This is a genomic window from Gelidibacter sp., assembly GCF_035577925.1.
GTDB lineage: Bacteria > Bacteroidota > Bacteroidia > Flavobacteriales > Flavobacteriaceae > Gelidibacter.
On record NZ_DATJCY010000034.1, the window covers coordinates 1 to 18,652 of the forward strand.

At 35.3% G+C, this 18,652-nt stretch carries 21 protein-coding genes; 6 read left to right on the forward strand and 15 right to left on the reverse strand.

Features of this window, described 5'->3' with window-relative positions:
* From VNJ50_RS00960 to VNJ50_RS00995, 8 genes are all read right to left on the reverse strand, one after another.
* Nucleotides 1-381: DUF4369 domain-containing protein (locus VNJ50_RS00960; protein WP_325578174.1), on the reverse strand; the 381-nt coding region annotated here is incomplete at its 3' end.
* A 46-nt stretch (nucleotides 382-427) separates the two neighbouring features.
* Complete coding sequence (locus tag VNJ50_RS00965; RefSeq protein ID WP_325578176.1) at nucleotides 428-811, reverse strand: DUF3037 domain-containing protein; 384 nt, start codon at nucleotides 809-811, stop codon at nucleotides 428-430.
* Entirely contained in the window at nucleotides 801-1,580 is a 780-nt protein-coding gene (locus VNJ50_RS00970) for a HipA family kinase (RefSeq protein WP_325578178.1), read from the reverse strand. Before VNJ50_RS00970 ends, VNJ50_RS00965 begins: the two co-directional genes overlap by 11 nt.
* A gap of 72 nt (nucleotides 1,581-1,652) precedes the next feature.
* A complete protein-coding gene (locus VNJ50_RS00975) occupies nucleotides 1,653-2,441 on the reverse strand; it encodes a YoaK family protein (RefSeq protein WP_325578180.1) in 789 nt (262 codons plus the stop codon).
* Nucleotides 2,442-2,491: 50 nt separating this feature from the next.
* Complete coding sequence (locus VNJ50_RS00980; RefSeq protein ID WP_325578182.1) at nucleotides 2,492-3,058, reverse strand: GNAT family acetyltransferase; 567 nt, start codon at nucleotides 3,056-3,058, stop codon at nucleotides 2,492-2,494.
* Nucleotides 3,055-3,627: a GNAT family N-acetyltransferase gene (locus VNJ50_RS00985; protein ID WP_325578184.1), complete on the reverse strand. Its 573-nt coding sequence runs from the start codon at nucleotides 3,625-3,627 to the stop codon at nucleotides 3,055-3,057. The genes VNJ50_RS00980 and VNJ50_RS00985 overlap by 4 nt, the downstream gene beginning before the upstream one ends.
* A gap of 120 nt (nucleotides 3,628-3,747) precedes the next feature.
* Nucleotides 3,748-4,452, reverse strand: a complete 705-nt coding sequence (locus VNJ50_RS00990; protein ID WP_325578186.1) for a hypothetical protein — start codon at nucleotides 4,450-4,452, stop codon at nucleotides 3,748-3,750.
* A 436-nt stretch (nucleotides 4,453-4,888) separates the two neighbouring features.
* On the reverse strand, nucleotides 4,889-5,377 hold the full coding sequence (locus VNJ50_RS00995) for a DIP1984 family protein (protein ID WP_325578188.1): 489 nt from the start codon (nucleotides 5,375-5,377) through the stop codon (nucleotides 4,889-4,891).
* A gap of 289 nt (nucleotides 5,378-5,666) precedes the next feature.
* On the opposite strand from VNJ50_RS00995, the gene VNJ50_RS01000 reads away from it, so the two are divergent.
* Nucleotides 5,667-6,572 carry a mechanosensitive ion channel family protein gene (locus tag VNJ50_RS01000; protein ID WP_325578190.1) on the forward strand — a complete coding sequence of 302 codons (906 nt, stop codon included), beginning with the start codon at nucleotides 5,667-5,669 and terminating at the stop codon, nucleotides 6,570-6,572.
* 563 nt (nucleotides 6,573-7,135) lie between these two features.
* On the opposite strand, the gene VNJ50_RS01005 is transcribed toward VNJ50_RS01000, so the two are convergent.
* From VNJ50_RS01005 to VNJ50_RS01015, 3 genes are all read right to left on the reverse strand, one after another.
* Entirely contained in the window at nucleotides 7,136-8,341 is a 1,206-nt protein-coding gene (locus VNJ50_RS01005) for a class I SAM-dependent rRNA methyltransferase (protein ID WP_325578191.1), read from the reverse strand.
* A 118-nt stretch (nucleotides 8,342-8,459) separates the two neighbouring features.
* Nucleotides 8,460-9,122, reverse strand: coding sequence for a transglutaminase family protein (locus tag VNJ50_RS01010; protein WP_325578193.1), 663 nt, complete (start codon nucleotides 9,120-9,122; stop codon nucleotides 8,460-8,462).
* A gap of 183 nt (nucleotides 9,123-9,305) precedes the next feature.
* Nucleotides 9,306-9,722 (reverse strand): DoxX family protein, encoded by a 417-nt coding sequence (locus tag VNJ50_RS01015; protein ID WP_325578195.1) that lies wholly within the window; start codon nucleotides 9,720-9,722, stop codon nucleotides 9,306-9,308.
* A 291-nt stretch (nucleotides 9,723-10,013) separates the two neighbouring features.
* Here VNJ50_RS01015 and VNJ50_RS01020 point away from each other — a divergent pair, with 291 nt between their 5' ends.
* Nucleotides 10,014-10,508 (forward strand): nuclear transport factor 2 family protein, encoded by a 495-nt coding sequence (locus tag VNJ50_RS01020; protein ID WP_325578197.1) that lies wholly within the window; start codon nucleotides 10,014-10,016, stop codon nucleotides 10,506-10,508.
* Between the two features lie 2 nt (nucleotides 10,509-10,510).
* Here the strand turns inward: VNJ50_RS01020 and VNJ50_RS01025 are convergent, their stop codons facing one another.
* The 4 genes from VNJ50_RS01025 to VNJ50_RS01040 form a co-directional block, all read right to left on the reverse strand.
* The gene (locus tag VNJ50_RS01025; protein WP_325578199.1) at nucleotides 10,511-11,332 is read right to left on the reverse strand and encodes an SDR family oxidoreductase; all 822 of its coding nucleotides are present in this window, start codon (nucleotides 11,330-11,332) and stop codon (nucleotides 10,511-10,513) included.
* 69 nt (nucleotides 11,333-11,401) lie between these two features.
* Entirely contained in the window at nucleotides 11,402-13,309 is a 1,908-nt protein-coding gene (locus VNJ50_RS01030; RefSeq protein WP_325578201.1) for a S9 family peptidase, read from the reverse strand.
* Nucleotides 13,310-13,562: 253 nt separating this feature from the next.
* On the reverse strand, nucleotides 13,563-14,231 hold the full coding sequence (locus VNJ50_RS01035; RefSeq protein WP_325578203.1) for a membrane or secreted protein: 669 nt from the start codon (nucleotides 14,229-14,231) through the stop codon (nucleotides 13,563-13,565).
* Nucleotides 14,232-14,322: 91 nt separating this feature from the next.
* Nucleotides 14,323-14,775, reverse strand: coding sequence for a DUF1569 domain-containing protein (locus VNJ50_RS01040; RefSeq protein WP_325578204.1), 453 nt, complete (start codon nucleotides 14,773-14,775; stop codon nucleotides 14,323-14,325).
* 143 nt (nucleotides 14,776-14,918) lie between these two features.
* On the opposite strand from VNJ50_RS01040, the gene radC reads away from it, so the two are divergent.
* The 4 genes from radC to VNJ50_RS01060 all read left to right on the forward strand — a co-directional run bounded on the left by radC (nucleotide 14,919) and on the right by VNJ50_RS01060 (nucleotide 18,651).
* Complete coding sequence (gene radC, locus VNJ50_RS01045; RefSeq protein ID WP_325578206.1) at nucleotides 14,919-15,617, forward strand: RadC family protein; 699 nt, start codon at nucleotides 14,919-14,921, stop codon at nucleotides 15,615-15,617.
* Nucleotides 15,618-15,694: 77 nt separating this feature from the next.
* On the forward strand, nucleotides 15,695-16,996 hold the full coding sequence (locus tag VNJ50_RS01050) for a polysaccharide deacetylase family protein (protein ID WP_325578208.1): 1,302 nt from the start codon (nucleotides 15,695-15,697) through the stop codon (nucleotides 16,994-16,996).
* Complete coding sequence (locus tag VNJ50_RS01055; protein ID WP_325578210.1) at nucleotides 16,986-17,675, forward strand: YjjG family noncanonical pyrimidine nucleotidase; 690 nt, start codon at nucleotides 16,986-16,988, stop codon at nucleotides 17,673-17,675. Before VNJ50_RS01050 ends, VNJ50_RS01055 begins: the two co-directional genes overlap by 11 nt.
* A 49-nt stretch (nucleotides 17,676-17,724) precedes the next feature.
* Nucleotides 17,725-18,651 (forward strand): hypothetical protein, encoded by a 927-nt coding sequence (locus VNJ50_RS01060; RefSeq protein ID WP_325578212.1) that lies wholly within the window; start codon nucleotides 17,725-17,727, stop codon nucleotides 18,649-18,651.
* The last annotated feature ends 1 nt before the right edge of the window (nucleotide 18,652 follow it).

The following is an 18,652-nucleotide window of genomic DNA, read 5'->3' on the forward strand; positions in this document are numbered from 1 at the left end:
TTCATCTAATAAGTCTGTTTGATCTGATCCTGTTACTTTGGCATTAAAAAAGTCTGAATATTCTCCGACAATGGAAATGGGCTTGTTTTCTACAAATAAGTATTTATAATGTTCTATTGGTTTGTTTTCACCATCATAAAAAAACAAGTAAGAAAGAGATGGCAAATCAACTTTTCCGGAAAGTTTAAAACTTTCGTTTATAACATAAGTTGAATCTATATTGGTGTCAATATCTCTATTATAAAGAACTACTTTAGTACTGTCAGGGAAGTTTTTTGCAGTTACCGTAAGTTCAAAACCATCGTTATTGGTTTTTTTATTTTCTTTCGCACAAGAAACAGCTAACAAAATGAGAGTTAATATTGTTATTGTGTTTTTCATAAAACTTATTTTTTTAAATTCAATATTGCGTTGATTTAAATGCCATTTATAAAACAAAAGCATTGAACAATCTTTCCAATTCCTCTTGAGGATCTGTACATAATCCCGAGTGTGTTTTAGAACTTTGTATGATAGTACTTCTTGAAGCGGCCAACCACCTGAACCGATCGGATATTTCAAAATTCCCAATGCAACCGCCTTTTGGATGTCCTTTGCAGATGTCTTCCCATGCTTTGAGATGGGCGTTTAACATGGCAATGTCCAAATCTTCTGAAAAAGCGTCCAATTTCTTTTGATCGATTTTATATTTGACGCCCAGAAATTTTTTTCGTTTTGAAAAAAGAAGCACACCCACATTAAAGAATTCTTCCCGTTCTACTTTAGGGACCACTCTGATAACGGCATATTCGTAAGTGACTTTATCTTGCATCTTGAGCTTCTTTTACCAATGCATCAATCATTGAAAGTTTTGTGTTGAGATATTGAATATAAGCAGTTCGCATTTCATCGGGAGTAAGCGTATCGCCTTCATTTATCAACCATTCTTCTGGGATGTTCGTTATGATATCTTTAATTTTTGACGGCGTCAATGCCAATGTGATTTCTTTTGCAGCCGTTTCCAATTCCGAGGCCTGTGCTAATAAGACATGGTCTTTAATCAGAGGGAAAGTTCTCGTCAAATGATTTTCCCATGTGGGCCAGTTATGATGAAAGTAAAAACTGGCACCATTGTCTATCACCCAAAGTTCTTTGTTCCAAATAAGAATGTTCGGGTTTTTTGGCGTTCGATCAATATTACTAATAATGCTGTCCAGCAAAACCACTTTAGAAGCTAATAAACCATCTATTTGTGTCACCAAAGGATCAAAAGTAATGGCTTGCGATAAAAAATGCAATCCTAAATTTAAGCCGACACTAAATTTCAGTAAATCCTGAATTTCTTCATCGGGTTCGGTTTTGCTGAAGGAATCGTCAAGGTTCATAAACACCAATTCTGGCACTTTTAAACCAATGGCACGCGCCAATTCGCCACCAATAAATTCGGCAACAAGTGCCTTTTTTCCTTGCCCTGCACCACGAAACTTAAGGACGTACATAAAGCCATCATCGGCTTTAACAATGGCTGGCATGGAGCCGCCTTCGCGCAACGGCGTAATATATTGTACCACATTAACGGTGCGAATATCGAGTGTTTTCATAAGAACGAAGGTACTAAAAATGTAAATTGCTCAGACCTCATAAAACAGCTTATTATGACGACTTTCTTTTTGTTATTTTTTACTGGAAAACCTGGTAATAACACGTTTTGTTTCTGGTTTAGTGTTTTTTCTCAAACGATTGTACCGTCTTTTGGCCATTATGAGTCGCAGTCTTAAATCGTCGTAAAATAGACTAATAATCAGAATGGCTGCGGCAATAACAAGTGTATTTAATTTTAATTTCATGGTCGAAAAGAAAAAACCTCCAACTAAACCACCCAGAAAAAAGAAATTAATGATATACAAACGTAGTTTTATGGTAGACCATATTTTTTTTGTGTTGGGATGTGATTTTGGAAACAATAATTGTGAAATCTCAATGCCCAGATCGGTAAACAATCCGGTGAGATGCGTGGTCCTGACTACGGCATTTGAAATTTTCGTAACGAATGAGTTTTGTAATCCCATGGCAAAAAGTAAAGAGCAAACCATGAGTTTAGGATTTTGAAGTTGTTCGAAATTACTCCAAACTGCAAGGCCAATTAAAATCACACTTTCAATAAGTGTTGGCAACACATAAATATTAAGTCTTTTGGTTTCTTTGAACATTTCAATAAGAAAACTGGAGGTGAAAGATCCAAAGAGAAAGGAAAAAATATACAAAAAATAAATGGTTCCTTTCCATATTTGAAAATCGGCCACGTCTCTAATAAACAGTGCAAAATGTCCTGTTACATGTGTGGTGGATTCAAAAAAGGCTAAAAATCCAGTCACATTCACAATACCCGCAATAAAAGAGAGAATTGTGGCAATGTGCAGGTTGTGTTTTAGAGTTCTGCTTTTGCCTTGATGTCTGAACATTTAATTTTGGTTTGATCAAATGTTAACTTACGATTTTATATTGAAAAACCTTATTTAAGGACCGAGTTTTTCATGTCGAAAGCCAATCCGATGTATGTATTGCTGTTAAAATCAAATTCGTCGATAATTTCCCAGCCCAGTTTTTTGGTATGTGCCTTTTCAGATATGACATTTATTTTATTGATGAAAGTGATTGAAATGGGATATTTTTTAAAGAATTCAATCCGCATTTCTTCAAAAAGTTGGTTCAATAAACCTTTGCTTCTGTAAAGTTCATCGATGCAAACCGGACCATATTGAAAACTGTTTTCGGTGGTAATTCGATTCTCATGAAAAGATAATTTAGGAAAACGAGAGGTCATGAAGTTGAAAATTTCCCATTGCTCAAAATATTTCCAATTTCCCGCAAAGGCATAAGCAACAATTTGGTGGTTTTCATTTTCGGCAACAAATACCCCGTTTTGCAGAATTATATCTTCAATTTGCGAAACCGTAAAAGGCGTTGTTACAAATCCTTTTTCGCGTTCTTTTACGTTTAAATTTCGATATAGATATTTTTCCTGAAGAGCTAAAATTCCGGGAATGTCATTGTTATGCCCAATGCGCGTTTGTATCATTCTGGACGTATTTGAAGATGTTCCATCTGTTTGCCCACCAATGTTTTTTGCCCAACGGATTTAAAACCTAATCTTAAATATAGTTTTTTTGCCATTGGGTTTTCTTCATCTACCAGCAAACCGATAGTTTGATGGTTTTGGTGAACATAATGATCAATTACGAATTGCAGTAATTTTGCACCAATGCCTTTGCCTTGTTGGTTGGGATTTACACCTAAAGAGTCAATATAGAATTCACCAGATTGTGTTTCATCCTCTGGATTAAATTCTGTTTTGAAATGTGAATTGATATAACTAGCAATCGGATTTCTAAGTTGATTTAATTGTGATCCATCGTATATATTGACAGCTGCGATAATTTTGCCGTCATCTTCTACTACAAAACAATTTTGATAGGAATACTGATTGTTTTCTTCTTGAACAAAATGCAGCAAAAAATCAATCGCTTTGTTAGAATCATTTTGACCTATAAATTGGTAAACTATGTCTTCCATTGCCAATAGTAAATTTGCGGCAATGGCCGCTGAATCTGCTTTGTCGGCTTTTCTTATTTTTATTGAAGTTGTCATGTTTTACTAATATTTTAGCGTATAGAAGCGATTGTGATAATGAGAAATCCGTTTTCGAGCTCATCAAAAACGGATCTCATCTATGTTTTAATTCACCTTAATAGTGAAGGTCAGAACTTATTATTCCGTTTCATCAATAATATGTTCTACGGCACTTTCTTTGTTTTTTAATGCTCTTTTTTCGCAAGTTTTGCAAAGTTCAGAAATGCCTTTTTGTTCCCATGATTCTTTAACGGTTCCGTTAGAAATTCCTTCTCGACCTTTAATGTGCTGGCAATCTTCAAAAATATGATATTTATTGCCGGCAGTAGTCCAATATACATTGTCGTTATCAAAATTAAGGTCCTTTAAAACGGTGGTTTGCTCATTGATTTCCTTGGTGTATTGCTCAATGGACGGCGGATTGAAATCTACTCCAGAAATTCCCGCAATCAATAAAGCAACGACAGCAATTGAACCTGCAATTCCTTTCGTTTTTCCATTGACATCTTTGTTCATAAAAATAAGAATGACCAAAGGTAAAAATGCCAATACGCCCATAATAGCACCCAATTGATTTTGGATAAAGAACTTGGTTTTGTCTTTTTCGGAGGCGGGATCCAAACGGTTTGCTTTTTTCCAAAGCATGGAGGCAATGATGGATAATGCCAAAATGCCCACTATAACAACGATGAGCCATACCAAAGTATCATCATGGATGAGTTTGAAAATGGCAAAGATTTGTCCGGCGATGGCAATGATCCACGCTAGAAATGCAAAAAGGCGTAACTGTTTTGCTTTCCCTTTACTTTCAGGACTAGCTTCAAATACTTTTTGTTCTGACATAATTTTGTTTTTTTGGTTGTTGCTGTTGGTTAGATATTAGGATTTTAAGAGTATTATATAAAAATAGATTGCTTTAAAACCCTGTATTTTGCATAAACATCAAATATAATATAAGTTCAACTATTTTGAAATACTATGCATTCATTTTCAGCATATTTTAAACCTTTTTGATTAGTGATAAAACAAGGGTATGGATTGCGTTTTATTAGCGCAGTAGATTTATTGGGATTGGTATTAAAATTAAAAATTATGGTCGGTCAGTACCTGGTAGTAAATTTTACGTTTTACTGATGTAATTGGTAATTGGTAATGGGGCCTAAATTATACGTTTTTGCCACACCCCAAGTGGCCCATAGGTGATAGCGTTTTCAATTTGCCCCGAAAACCTATCAGGAAAAAGGGCTGGTACTCGCCCCGACCAATTTTGTATTAATACTTAATCTTTTAATTCAGTGAGCCAATTAATTTCTTGTATTTTACTGTCAATTTCTCTAAAAGCTCTTCCAGTTTGATCCATTTCAATTTGAAGGTTTTTAATGCTGATGGTGGCTTTAAGATTGGTTTCTCCCGTATTATAAATTTGAGCGGCTTGTCTTATATTTCTTAGTTTTTCAGAAAGCATTTTCAATGAATCTCTCTTGGCAAGTGCTTCATAAAGCAATCCTTCACCTTCAACAATGGTGTCGTTATTTGTCTTATTTATTCGAACAATAATCAATTCCAAATCTTGGATTGCTTTCCTTAATTGAGCCAGTAATACGATAGGATCTTCTTGGGGTTGCTTGTCATCAGATACGATCAATACAGGTTTTATTCTGTTTTGAAGGTGTTCTATTTTTTTTAGAAGATCTGCTCGCAGCAAAAGGCCTTCAGCAAGTTTCATCTTTTTGTTTTCTCTGGATTCGTTTGTTATTTCCTCTGCCATTTCCTAACTTTTCTAATGATGATACAACTTAAGTAATTTGTTGTAAAATAAAGAAATTACTTTTAGATGTCATCGAAAATACATTTTTAATTTTGCTCAATTCCATCCATATCGTAAATGTGTTTTCTACAGTAGATGCTGATGAGCAAAGTTTATTTGCTTTTGTAGGATCTTCTTTTTAGGTAAATTGCAATATATAAGATATTCAAAAAGTCTTAATTATTCTATCAATATGTCTTAATTTCGTAAATCTCAATTGAAATATATAATGATGAAAAGTCAAAGTAAAATGCGTGGGATTATAATTTATGTTATCGTGGCGGTATTGCTAATTACCATGCATTATGTGTTGGAACTTGAGTTTTTTCAGAAATGGAATAAATTAGTGCCTTTCCTACAGAAATTAAGCTTGAGTCTATTTTTGATTTCACTTATTTTTCTGGTCAGCAAAATTATTGAGCGTGTCATTCATGCACAAGCACGGACGGAAGGCGATAAATATAATTTACTGCGAATCATTAGGTTTCTTACCATTGTGTTCAGTCTTATCGTGGTGGTTTCCTTTTTGTTTAAGAGTTTGTATGCGGCTGCTCTTAGTGTCGGATTATTTTCATTGGTTGTTGGTTTTGCTTTACAAGCGCCCATCACTTCTTTTATTGCGTGGGTTTATCTGATTTTTAGACGCTCTTATTTGGTGGGCGATCGGATTCAGATAAAAGGCATTCGTGGCGATGTTGTAGAAATAAGTTATCTCGATACTTCAATTTTGGAATGTAGTGGTGATTATTTGGGCAATGATAGAATGAGTGGAAGAATTATCCGTTTTCCCAATAGTTTGATCTTGAATGAGGAAGTTATTAACTATTCAGGGCCGCAAGTTCCATTTATTTGGGATGAAACCGCTCTTCAGGTTTTATATACCAGCGATTTGGAATTCGTGGAAAAATGTCTGTTGGAAGCCGCAAGACAGGACTTTCAAAAACGTTATCCAAAACGCATTGGTAAAATGGATACACTATGGAAACCAGAAGTTTATTTTAGGGTAAACGTTAGAGCTTGGCTGGAAGCTGTGATTTCTTATCCTGTTGAACCACAAGACACTACAGGTAAAAGAAAACGTATTTTAAAACATGCCTTAATGTTGCTCAACGAGTCGCCAGATAAGGTCCAGTTTCCCGATACGCCAAAACGTTAATTAGAATAGTGGATTATTTTTGACACGTCCCGATAGCTATCGGGATCACGGATTTCCAATGATTTTCTTTGCGTCTTTGCGAGAATAAGAACGCTGATGACGCTGATTTAATTGATTGTCACTGATTTTCTCGAGTTTATCTCAATTTACTTGACTTCGACTTCAATTTTAACTTTCACAGATTGTTTCTTCGCGTCTTTGCGACTTGGCGAGAATAAGAACGCTGATGACGCTGATTTGATTGATTTACACTGAATTTTGTCGGTATATCTCAATTTACTTGACTTCCTCTTCAACTTCAATTTTAACTTTCACAGATTGTTTCTTTGCGACTTGGCGTCTTTGCGAGAATAAGAACGCTGATGACGCTGATTTAATTGATTGTCATTGATTTTTTCGGATATATCTCAATTTACTTGACTTCGACTTCGACTTCAATTTTAACTTTCACAGATTGTTTCTTCGCGTCTTTGCGAGAATATGAATGCTGATTTAATTGATTGTCACTGATTTTCTGGAGTTTATCTCAATTTACTTGACTTCGACTTCAATTTCACGAAGTGCTAGCTTCCTTTCTGATAAAAGATGGTTTTTAAATAATTACTTTCAGGAAAGGTGATGGGATGGTCATCATCATGTAAAGTATAATGTAAATATTTCCAGCCATGAGATGTTGTAATTTTTGCGTTTTGATGTATTTTTTCAAAGTCTTCCAAACTGATCCGGCTAGAGCATGATCCTAAAATTAATATGCCTTTTGGTGCGACGAGTTCTTTTCCCAAACGTGCCAAACGTTCATATTGCTTGGAAGCGCTAACCACCTCACTGGCTTGTTTAGCGAATGACGGCGGATCAATAACAACAATATCAAATTGTGCTTTTTGTTGGATTAATTCATTCAATGCCATAAAAGCATCGTCGGCCATTGGCGTCCATTTTGAAATAGCCATTTGGTTGAGTGCAATGTTTTCAGAAGCCACTTCCATAGCCTGTGGGCTAATGTCTATTGAGGTCAGTGATTTGGCATTTCCTTTTAACGCATGTATTCCAAAACCTCCAACATAGCTAAACACATCTAAAACTCTCTTTCCTTTGGCATGTTGCTGAACCCACAATCTGTTGGGACGTTGATCCAGAAAGAAACCTGTTTTGTGTCCAGATTGCGTATAGGCGTAAAATTTTACACCGTATTCTTCAAAAGCTACTTTTTCGGAAGAAAGTGCGGTGCCAATAATATCACCTTCTTGATATGGGAACGTATTGTTTTGCGCTATTTTTCGGCTAAATCTTATGATGATGGTTTCAAGATAAAATTGACTTTTTATTTCTTCGATCAGCACCTCCAGATAAGGTTTCCAAATTTCAGAGTAAATTTTTAGAACGCCTATGTTCGTGTAAACATCAAGGATGAGGCCTGGAAAACCATCATTTTCACCATGAATTCCACGATAACCTGTAACGCCTTTATCCATTAAATTTATTCTTTTTGAATAGGCAGATTTAAGTTGTGATGTCCAGAAATCGGTTGTGAGTTGCAGTCGATTGCCTTTAAAAATAATTTTTATACGGATAATCTCTTTGGGATCCCATAATCCAAAGGCAAAAGGTTTGTTTGTTCTTTGATCAAAGATGACACATAAACTTCCTGGTGCAGGATTATGGTCTGGAACTTTATCAATACTTTGCTCAAAAATCCAAGGATGACCTTGTTTTACTGCGCGTTCCGCAGTTTTGTTTAATTTAATTGCAATCGTTTTTGGCACTTTCATCGGTTGGATTTCTGATTGCAAAAGTAGTGAAAAATAGAGAGTTTAAAGATCGGAATTGGTGGTCTTCGAGGTTTTTGATAGAAAAAGAAAGGGATTAGTTTTTATGTCATTATGCTTGTTATATTTTTTTGAGGTCTAAAATCATTCCTAATTCAAAGTCACCAGTTTGTAATGGTGGGTAGGTGGTTTTCATTAAATCAAACATATAGGCTAATGGAACATGGTCAAAACCGCCATAATCTTCTAAATATTCCATGAACTTTATGTTGCCCGAACAATCATAAGCTTGAAATAAGGAATCCTCAATACCATCAAATTCCAGTGGTCTGACATTTAGTTTTTCGCATAATGTTTTATTAAATGCCGGTGTAGCTTTTACCCATTTATCGTTTAAAAACATTTCAACATAACCGTGGGGTACAAGGACATCATTGCCAAACTTCTCAATGATATCGTCAACGGCAATATGGTTTTTAACTTTAGCCAAACCCAATCGAGCAGGGATGTTTTTTGCACGTAATATACTGATGAGCAGGATGGCTTTATCCAAACAATGGCCTGATGGACGTTTACTAATCTTGGAAGCTCGCCAGTCGTTTTCAATTAAACTGAATCGATACGGGTTATATGGCCAGGTATCACGAATATAATAATATGCTTTTAGGGCAAAATCGAGCGGCGTGTCATCAGAAATGTTGTTTTCAATAGTCTTAATTAGGTTTTGAATGGCATCAGATGAAAAGTCAAAATTAGTATTCTCGTCTAAATAGGTCGTTTGCATGGTTGTTTAATAGATGTTGTTTGTCTAGTATCTTTTTTGAAAAAAGTACATTAATAATGGTATAAAACTTATTTGTTGTTAAAACTATTCTCACGAGAAAAGTCATTTTCTATATGTTGGTCGAATTAAATTTCAATAATTTACTTCGAGAGAAGAAATAAAAGAATGATACTTGAGTTATTTTCAAATGACCTGATCTAATTCCAAATACTTTTCTTTCATCGTGCTTAATGCAAACGCACCAGCCGATGCAATAAAAACAGAATAATCGAACGTACCTTTTATGCCAATTGAAAAGGTCATGGATAATGCGAAAATCAGTAAAAGAAACCCGCTTAATTTGGCGAACAGTTCTGTTTTAAATCCGATCAACAAAAAGAAGGCAAATAAAATTTCGGCTGTTGTTGCAATGATCGCCAGTGTTGGAACTAATGAAGTCGGAAACCACGGATTTATGACTTCGGTATATTGTACAAAATTACCCCAATTGCCCCAAACAGAAGCTTCTGCACTCCATATTCCAAAACGATCGGCAACTGCTGAAAGGAATCCTGCTGAAATGGCTAATCTCAAAAAGAGTTTGATGATTGTTTTTGTCATGTTTTTCTGATGGTTTTATTGGTTTTTTTGAAGTGTTTTCTTAGATTATTTTGAACAGTAATCGTTTTCAAAGAACCTCTTGAGCTATTAAAGGTAAAACAATTTATAGCATTATATCGGTAAAATCTAATTTTTATAGCGTTTAAAACTATCACGTGATTTAGCGATTAGAACTTAAATGTAGGATGTTTAGCTTGACCAATATGTTGAATTAATCAATGTTTTATTGGATCGCGCATCGGTCATAAAACTAATTTATTGTAGATTTGCTTCGTATTAAAAACATAAAAAATGTATAGAATTAAATTATTGCCCATTCTTTTTAGTTTATTGTTAGGTGTGTCACTTGTTGGTTGTGGTTCAGGAAAAAGAGCAAAAAATCAAATTACGGATAGGGATAAGGCCATTATAAAAGCACAACGTTTTAGCGATATTGCAGATAGTTATTTACGCTATTTAAATGAAAAAGATGTGGATCGGATTTTGTCGTTATATGCTGATAATGCTACAATTGAAAATCCTGTTGGCAGTGATGTTTTATTGGGAAAAGTGTCGCTTCGTGTATTTTATACGAATGCCGTTTTAAAAAATTTATTGGCTACAAAAACGGGAGAAGTTCGAGTTGCCGGAAATGAAGTTGCTTTCCCATATCAATTGCGAAAAAATGTTGATGGCGTTCCGATGATGATCGATGTTATTGATATTTTTGTTTTTGATGATACCGATAAAATCATTTCCATGCGATCATTTTGGGGACCTTTTAATGAAAAACCCGCCAACGAATAATCTTATTTTAATAAATCCTGTATCTTGAAATTTGGATCGATAACTTCTTGTGTGACTTCTGTTGGATGGAAAAAATCTTTGGAGGCAGATGAGTAATAGGTTCTTACAATGCCTTTTTTTTCATAATATCCTACACGCACATCGCGCGTAGGTGTGTTATCCAAAAGTATGTCAATAGCTGTATCTGCTATAGTTTTTGTGCTAACAGCATCTTTCACATGATTAGCTCTAACGGCGTCCATCATTTTTTCGGTAGCAACGGTATTGGGATATAATCTATAAAGTTGAATGTTCTGAACGGCTTCTTTTTGGAGTTCTTTTTCAATATGAAACAGACCGGAAGCAAGTCCCATTTTGGCAACGCCATAACCAAGTGATCCACTCATTACTTTAAGTGCAGCTTGTGAAACAACAGTCAGGATTTTTAAATTGTTGTTTTTCTCACTTCGGAATCGGGAAGCTAAGTAATGGGCAATTTGGTAAGGTGCTTTCATATCAAACTCAATGAGTTTCCAAATAGCGTCAAAAGCACTATCTAATGAATGGCTTTGCCAAGTGCCGGCATTATTTATAAAGAAATCAAGGCGATTGTGGGTGTTGTAAATACTTTCAACCAACTCTTTTATTGCATCTATATTAGTAATATCCGCTTGTTTGATGGCAACTTTTCCACCTTGTTGAAGTAGGCTTTTTTGTGCGTTCTCCAACTTCTCTAATGTTCGAGCCACTAAATAAACATGGGCACCTTTAGAAGCCAAGGCCGAAGCGATGGCAAAACCTATGCCTTCGCTTCCACCTGTTATTATGGCTACTTTGTTGTTCATTTTTAAAGTTTTGTGTTCAATTTAAGTAAGGAATGATTTGACGATCCCTTACTTAAATCAAATGGTTTTTTAAAGCGTTTCCTTGAGCCACTTAAAAAACTCATGTTGCCAAACCAAGGCATTTTGAGGCTTTAAGATCCAGTGATTTTCTTCAGGAAAATATAGCAATTTGCTTTTTATTCCCAACAATTGCGCTGCCTGAAAAGCGCTTAAACCTTGCTCAATCGGAACGCGATAATCTTTGCCACCTTGGATAATTAGCATTGGAGTATCCCAATCAGAAATCTTGGTGATCGGATTAAACTCATGATAGGCTTTTTGGGCTAAGACGTTGTTTTTGTCCCAATACGAACCTCCGAAATCATTGTTTACAAAAAATAGTTCTTCGGTGGTGCCGTACATTGTACGTGTATCAAAAACACCATCGTGCGAGATAAAAGTTTTAAAACGTTTGTTATGGATTCCTGCCAAGTAAAAAACAGAATACCCACCAAAACTGGCGCCAACAGCTGCCAATCGGTTTTTATCCACATAAGGTTCCTTTGCAAGATCATCAATAGCCGATAAATAATCGTCCATCACTTGGCCGCCCCAATCTTTGCTGATGGCTGCGTTCCATTCTACACCATGACCGGGCATGCCACGTCGGTTGGGTGCCACTACAATATAGCCTTGTGAAGCCATTAATTGAAAATTCCAACGGTAAGAATAAAACTGCGATAATGCCGATTGCGGCCCACCTTGCGCATATAATAAAGTTGGATATTTTTTGGAAGCATCAAAATTAGGAGGTAAAATAACCCAAACCAACATTTGTTTGCCATCGGTTGTAGTGACGTAGCGTTTTTCCACTTTAGGCATGGCAATGCTATTATAAAGCTCGTCGTTGATGCTCGTTAATTTTGTAAAGCTTCTATTTTTTAGATTAAAACTATAAATTTCCGCAGCATGGTTCATGTCCGTTCTGGTGACCAAAAGCGTATTGTTTTTTTCAACAATAATACTTGCGATGTCAAACTGACCTTCAGAAAGTTGTTCTACCACGGGAGCGATGCGTTTTTTTCCAGGATGGTTGACTCTAAAAAGTTGAACGGTTCCATCAACTGGAGCAGTAAAATAAATGTGGTTTCCTGTGTTATCCCATAAAAAACTGTTGACAGTACCGTCCCAATTAGCAGTTAGATTTTGCTGAATGCCATCGCTTAAAACAACAATGTCATTCTTATCACTTTCATTGCCATCGGTTTTCATTTGCAACCATGCCAAAGATCCTTTTGAAGAAAATGCAGGATTGGTATCATAACCTTTATTGTTTTCCGAAATATTTTCAGTCGTTTTTGAATCTAAATTATATTTGTAAATATCGGTATTGGTGCTTGTGGCGTAAGCTTTGCCTTTGAGTTTTTTGCTAACATAGTAAATGCTTTTACTGTCGGGCGACCAGATATAATCTTCATCGCCACCAAAAGGACGTTGCGGCGTATGGTAAGGTTCATTGGGCATGATGTCGATGCCGGTTTCATCTTCAGCTTCCGTTTTTTTATAAAACAAGTGGTTGTAACTCCCATCTTGCCAAGTGTCCCAGTGACGAATATCTAAATCTGAATAAATATAAACATCTGACTTTGCCAAGTTTTTATAAACATCAGCGCCTTTGATATCTTCAATATGGACTTCTTTATGGAACAATTTGTAACTTCCATCTGGCGCAATATTTTTGTCTTTGGTTTTGACGTTTTCCTTTGCGATTTCGGTGGCTATACCTCCAGTTACAGGCATTTTATAATATTTGGAATCGAAATTGTCATTTTCAATATTTGGAGTTTTTAATTCGTAAAAAAGTGTTGAGCCATCGTCATTTAATCCCAAAACACTTAAGCGTTGTACTTGCCATAAGAGTTCTGGGGTCATTTTTTGCTGCGCCATAGTTATGCTGCCTGTCAAGATTAAACTTATAATTAAGAGGTTTTTTTTCATGTGTGCTATTTTTTTATAATTAAAACGATGAAGCAGAAATTATTTGTAATAGTTTTTTAATAAAAAAATGGATTTTAAGGGATTGCAATCATCGCAATATTCAGAATGTAAATTTAAACTTTTACTTTTGGATAGCCCTATAATTAGTAGAAATACATCCTTATTAGTTTACTTTTCTAGATGCATTCAATAGTTTTGACTTCAGTTTTTTTGAGGTTTTGTATTAAGATAACGAAATTTAGAAATCAAGAAATCAGTTTCTTAAGCTCCAAATTTCGTGTATGGGATCGCCTTTGCTTGAAAGTCCCGAATGGTGCCAATGACCATCAATCAAATCATAATTAAATTTCAGGACGGCGCCAACTCGGGTTTGGTCTCTTGAAAAGAATTCTATGGTTTCGGTGTACTCGCCGTTTATAGTAGTGTACGTGCCGCCTCCTGTACCCATAAATTGTTTGGTTTCTGTGTTATAGGCAATCCATTGAAAACGTGTTCCTGATAAAATCTTCATTGTTTTGCGTGGTCCGTCTGTATTTCTCAATTGGGTTTCACCATTGGTAACTCGACCTGACATTAACCAAGCGCCGCCCAGCTTGCCAGGTTGACCATCATCAATTCTATTAAAACGAATTTTATCTTTACCAAGTGTAAATGTGTTATTGCCAATTGAAATTTCAGAATTCATTTCTGTGCCAACGTTTTCAGGATGTTCAGTGTCAAACTCAAGTTTTTCGGTTAGCGTATTGTTTGATAGTGTCCAAGATCCGCCATTCGTGCTTAGGAAATGTCCTGTTTTAGAATTGTAGATGGTTTTCGATTGATAATGTTCGGAAAAGATATACACGGTTTTAAGTTCTTCGCCCGAATCTAATTTATGATAGCTTTCCCAGGCGCCAACAAGGTTTTGCGCTTTTGATGCCATTGTTAATGCGCAGCAAAAGATTAATAGTGCCATTGTATTTTTCATGATTTTATGAGTTATAGGTTGATTTTGTTTTTAAATGTTTTTACTGTTAAACGCCAAACTGTCTCAAATGATGGTCTAAATGTTTGTATTGCATTTTGCCCCATTCGTCGGTTTTAAAATTCCCAAAAAATGGATGTTTGGGCCAATAGATGTTTAATGCTTTATTATGAAACTCGGTAATTATAATTTTTAATTGTTCACGTTCAACATTCAGATCATAATGACCTGTAATTTTATAATCCTTTGAGGTAGATACGTTTTCGGGCCATGGTTTGTCATTGTACATAATGGGTTTATAGAGTTTAAGAAGCATTTTTTTAAAAAAACCAACCTCGTCCGAAAGTTGAATTTTTCCACAGGCCATCAATAATGGCATTTGACAATGTTTGACCATTTGTGCCACATCCATTTGTCCCCAAATAGGTTTGGAGTTTTCCTTTAATTGGTCTATTCGTATTAAAATGTCTTTATGCGTTTTTTGGTCAAAAAGCGTTTGCATTTGTTGATTATAAATATATTGGCATATAAAATTACACTATATTATCTGTTGTTTGATAATTAATGCCTATTTTTTGACTTCATAAAATTACGATTGTGCGATTATCACTAATTTTATGACCCATTAAAATATTTAGCACGACTATGTCAGAAAAGCAGAATTCGTTTTCCATAAAAAATTGGTCAGAAGCCGATCGGCCTCGTGAAAAATTAATGGATAAAGGAAAAGCCGCGTTAAGTGATGCCGAGTTAGTGGCCATTTTGATAGGTTCTGGAAATCGTCAAGAAAGTGCCGTCCAATTATGTAAGCGTATTTTGGCAAGTGCGGACCACAATTTGGGGACTTTAGGAAAAATGTCTATCGCACAACTTATGGATTTTAAAGGAATTGGCGAAGCAAAGGCGATTACCATTGTAGCCGCATTAGAACTTGGAAGACGCCGAAGGGCAGGAGAAACCTTGCAATTGGATAAAATTACTTCGAGCCAATCTGCTTTTGAGTTGATGCAACCCATAATTGGTGAGTTGCCGCACGAAGAGTTTTGGATTATCTATTTGAACAATTCCAATAAGGTCATTCATAAAAGTCAATTGAGCAAGGGCGGAATTACAGGCACCTTGGTTGATGTCCGATTAGTATTTAAAACGGCCTTTGAAGTTGGTGCCGTTGGTCTAATACTTACCCATAATCATCCCTCAGGAACACTGAATCCTAGTGATGCCGATAAGCAAATTACCAAAAAATTGAAAATTGGTGGAGAAAGTTTGGATATAAAAGTTTTAGATCACCTAATAATTACCGAAAATGCATACTTTAGTTTTGCGGATGAAGGCCTGATGTAGATATCCAAGAATCATCTACAAAATTCAAATACAACAGAGCTTTTGACCAACTTATATTTTAGAATATCAAATACTGAATGTTACTAGTATATACCCATAAAATAACGCCAAGATTAACGTATGCCTTTAAGCATATTGTTTTACGGATTTTGAATGTTCCGGTGAGCTTCACAACTAAAGTTGAAGAGTTTATTGCCCATGATAGTATGAAGATTTCTTATACCAAACACCTTCTTAGCAGTGAGTTGTTTATACGAAGTCATGATTTGTTATTTGAGCAAGGATTGTCCGATGTAGATATTAATGTTCAGGATTGGGATACTACAAAATGTTTTTTTGCAACGTCTGATAAAAGTAGTTTGCCTTTTGATATTTTTGCGGCAACTTTTTATCTGTTAAGTCGATATGAGGAATATCTTCCACAAGTAAAAGATGGTTATGGCCGTTTTTTGGCTTCCGAAAGCTTGGCTTATAAAGAAAATTTTTTGCACCAACCTGTTGTAGATATTTGGGCATATAAGTTTAGAGAGGTGCTAAAAAAGCACTTTCCCGATTTTGAGTTTCCTACAAGAAGTTATAATATCCAACCGGTTATTGACGTTCCTGTGGCCTATTATTTTAAGGAAAAAGGTGTCATGAGGACGATTGGAGAAACCTTTAACGACGTGTTTACTTTAAAATTAAAACAGTTATATAGAAGATACCAATCGTTGGCCGGATTTAAACGTGATCCTTATGATACTTTCAAATGGATTGTGACAAAACAAAAACAGACGGCAAATAAATTTATTGTTTTTTTCTTGATAGGCGAATATTCTACTTACGACAAAAACATCAACATCAATAACAAAAGGTTTGCATCGCTTATTAAAGATGTAGGCGATTACTGTAAGATCGGTTTAAAAGTATCTTATTTGGCATTGGATAATATGGAAATGCTTAAAACTGAAAAGCGAAAAATGGAGGCCACAACAAATTATCCTTTGGAAGCTTCAAGACATTCGTTTTCTAAGCTCAATTTGCCCGAAACATATCGCAATCTGATAGAATTGGAAATCAAGCAAGATTTTACAATGGGCTATATCAATTATTTGGGATTCAGGGCAGGGACCTGCACACCTTTTCAATTTTATGATCTGGATTATGAAGTGCAAACACCTTTGCAAATCAATCCGTTTCATGTGGTCGATTATGCCTTGTTGAAGCGACAGTCGTTATTGGATAAAAAACAAGATTTGCAACGATTAATCCAAGAGGTGAAAAATGTTGACGGCACGTTTGTTCCGGTATTTCATAATTATGCATTTAGTGATTTCGATCGCTGGAAAGGATTTAGGGAGCTTTTTAAAATGATATTAGATTCAGTAAATGAAGATTAAAACAATAAAACACGTATTTTTTGATTTAGATCATACGCTTTGGGATTTTGATAAAAATTCGGCATTAACGTTTGATAAAATTTTTAAAATTCATGATGTTGAAGTCAATTTAAAGCTTTTCCTTGAAGTCTATGAGCCGATTAACCTTCATTATTGGAAGCTTTATGGCAGTGAGAAAATTGACAAAATGTCCTTGCGGCATGGTCGACTTAGAGATGCATTTATTGAAATTGGTTATTCGGTAGATGAGGTTCTTATTCGAGATTTGGCTGTAGATTATATAAAATATCTTTCCAGTTTCAGCCATCTGTTTGATGGTACAATTGAGTTGTTGGAATATTTACAGCCCAAATACCAATTGCATATCATTACCAACGGATTTGAAGAAGCGCAATTAAAAAAGATGAATTCTTCGGCAATTACTCCTTATTTTAATACCGTTACAAATGCTGATGCAGTGGGCGTTAAAAAACCAAATCCGATAATTTTTGACCATGCGCTAACAATTGCCAATGCCAAGCCTAATGAGAGTATTATGATTGGCGATAATTATGAAGCAGATATTTTAGGGGCATTAAATGTTGGGTATGATGCCATTTTTTTTAATTACCGCAATGATGAAACTGAACTTCATATCAAGCAAATAAAGCATTTATCACAACTTAAAAAATACCTGTAAAGATTAAATATATTATCTTTACTGCTTAATATATTTATCCCAATACCTTATGAAATCCATTCTCAGTTTATGCACTTTCTTAATTTTGTTTAATATTAAAGGCGTTTCACAACAAAGTATCAATACTTATAAATATGTCATCGTTCCAGCCTCTTTTAATTTTTTGAATGAACCCGATCAATATCAATTAAATTCCTTGACCAAGTTTTTATTTGATAAAATTGGATTTACCACATTGATGGCCGACTCAGAATTTCCTGACGACCTTAATGCTAACCGATGCCTTGGGTTATATGTTGATGTTGAAAAACATAAGGCATTTTTAAACACCAAATTACAAGTGCATTTAAAGGATTGCAATAATCGGATTGTATTATCTTCAGAAATTGGAGAGTCCAGAGAAAAACAATATGATAAAGTTTATAATTTGGCAATAAGAGATGCTTTTAAAAGTTTTGATAATTTGAATTACAGCTATCAACCTAGTGCAACGATTGCGCCAGAAAGCACAGCTACAGCAGGAGCGGTAGCCAATGCATTGCAGGCACAGGATGAGATTGACCGTTTGAAAATGGAAGTAGAGCTATTAAGAGAAAAACAACAATTAAAAGCCGAGTTGGAAAAACAGACTTTGGTAGAAAAGGAAAAAGTACAATCCAAACCAGAAAATCCTCAGACTAAAGAAGTCAAAGTGGTTCAAGAGGCGGCTAAGTTAACACCGGCAAAAACTGTTAAGAAAGACACTAAATCTGATGAAAATGCGCAAACTTTAACAGCAACTCCTGTCGAAAATGGATATACTATTACCGATGATTCATCCAAAGTATTGTATCATTTGGTGTTTTCTGGAAAGGAAGATGTTTATATTGTTAAAGGCCAAGATGCGATTGTTTATAAATTGAACAACAGCTGGATCCTTTCAACCGCCAACGATTCAGGAGTATCGATGAAAACACTAAAAGTGAAATTTGACTAAT

What these genes read in the sequence shown, in the direction of transcription:
- VNJ50_RS00980 (WP_325578182.1), bottom strand. Translation starts at nt 3,058, where the DNA reads ATGATACAAACGCGCATTGGGCATAACAATGACATTCCCGGAATTTTA.
- VNJ50_RS00990 (WP_325578186.1), bottom strand. Translation starts at nt 4,452, where the DNA reads ATGTCAGAACAAAAAGTATTTGAAGCTAGTCCTGAAAGTAAAGGGAAA.
- VNJ50_RS01060 (WP_325578212.1), top strand. Translation starts at nt 17,725, where the DNA reads ATGAAATCCATTCTCAGTTTATGCACTTTCTTAATTTTGTTTAATATT.
- VNJ50_RS00965 (WP_325578176.1), bottom strand. Translation starts at nt 811, where the DNA reads ATGCAAGATAAAGTCACTTACGAATATGCCGTTATCAGAGTGGTCCCT.
- VNJ50_RS01030 (WP_325578201.1), bottom strand. Translation starts at nt 13,309, where the DNA reads ATGAAAAAAAACCTCTTAATTATAAGTTTAATCTTGACAGGCAGCATA.
- VNJ50_RS00975 (WP_325578180.1), bottom strand. Translation starts at nt 2,441, where the DNA reads ATGTTCAGACATCAAGGCAAAAGCAGAACTCTAAAACACAACCTGCAC.
- VNJ50_RS00985 (WP_325578184.1), bottom strand. Translation starts at nt 3,627, where the DNA reads ATGACAACTTCAATAAAAATAAGAAAAGCCGACAAAGCAGATTCAGCG.
- VNJ50_RS01020 (WP_325578197.1), top strand. Translation starts at nt 10,014, where the DNA reads ATGTATAGAATTAAATTATTGCCCATTCTTTTTAGTTTATTGTTAGGT.
- VNJ50_RS00995 (WP_325578188.1), bottom strand. Translation starts at nt 5,377, where the DNA reads ATGGCAGAGGAAATAACAAACGAATCCAGAGAAAACAAAAAGATGAAA.
- VNJ50_RS01055 (WP_325578210.1), top strand. Translation starts at nt 16,986, where the DNA reads ATGAAGATTAAAACAATAAAACACGTATTTTTTGATTTAGATCATACG.
- VNJ50_RS01040 (WP_325578204.1), bottom strand. Translation starts at nt 14,775, where the DNA reads ATGCAAACGCTTTTTGACCAAAAAACGCATAAAGACATTTTAATACGA.
- VNJ50_RS01035 (WP_325578203.1), bottom strand. Translation starts at nt 14,231, where the DNA reads ATGGCATCAAAAGCGCAAAACCTTGTTGGCGCCTGGGAAAGCTATCAT.
- VNJ50_RS01015 (WP_325578195.1), bottom strand. Translation starts at nt 9,722, where the DNA reads ATGACAAAAACAATCATCAAACTCTTTTTGAGATTAGCCATTTCAGCA.
- radC (WP_325578206.1), top strand. Translation starts at nt 14,919, where the DNA reads ATGTCAGAAAAGCAGAATTCGTTTTCCATAAAAAATTGGTCAGAAGCC.
- VNJ50_RS00970 (WP_325578178.1), bottom strand. Translation starts at nt 1,580, where the DNA reads ATGAAAACACTCGATATTCGCACCGTTAATGTGGTACAATATATTACG.
- VNJ50_RS01025 (WP_325578199.1), bottom strand. Translation starts at nt 11,332, where the DNA reads ATGAACAACAAAGTAGCCATAATAACAGGTGGAAGCGAAGGCATAGGT.
- VNJ50_RS01010 (WP_325578193.1), bottom strand. Translation starts at nt 9,122, where the DNA reads ATGCAAACGACCTATTTAGACGAGAATACTAATTTTGACTTTTCATCT.
- VNJ50_RS01005 (WP_325578191.1), bottom strand. Translation starts at nt 8,341, where the DNA reads ATGAAAGTGCCAAAAACGATTGCAATTAAATTAAACAAAACTGCGGAA.
- VNJ50_RS01050 (WP_325578208.1), top strand. Translation starts at nt 15,695, where the DNA reads ATGTTACTAGTATATACCCATAAAATAACGCCAAGATTAACGTATGCC.
- VNJ50_RS01000 (WP_325578190.1), top strand. Translation starts at nt 5,667, where the DNA reads ATGCGTGGGATTATAATTTATGTTATCGTGGCGGTATTGCTAATTACC.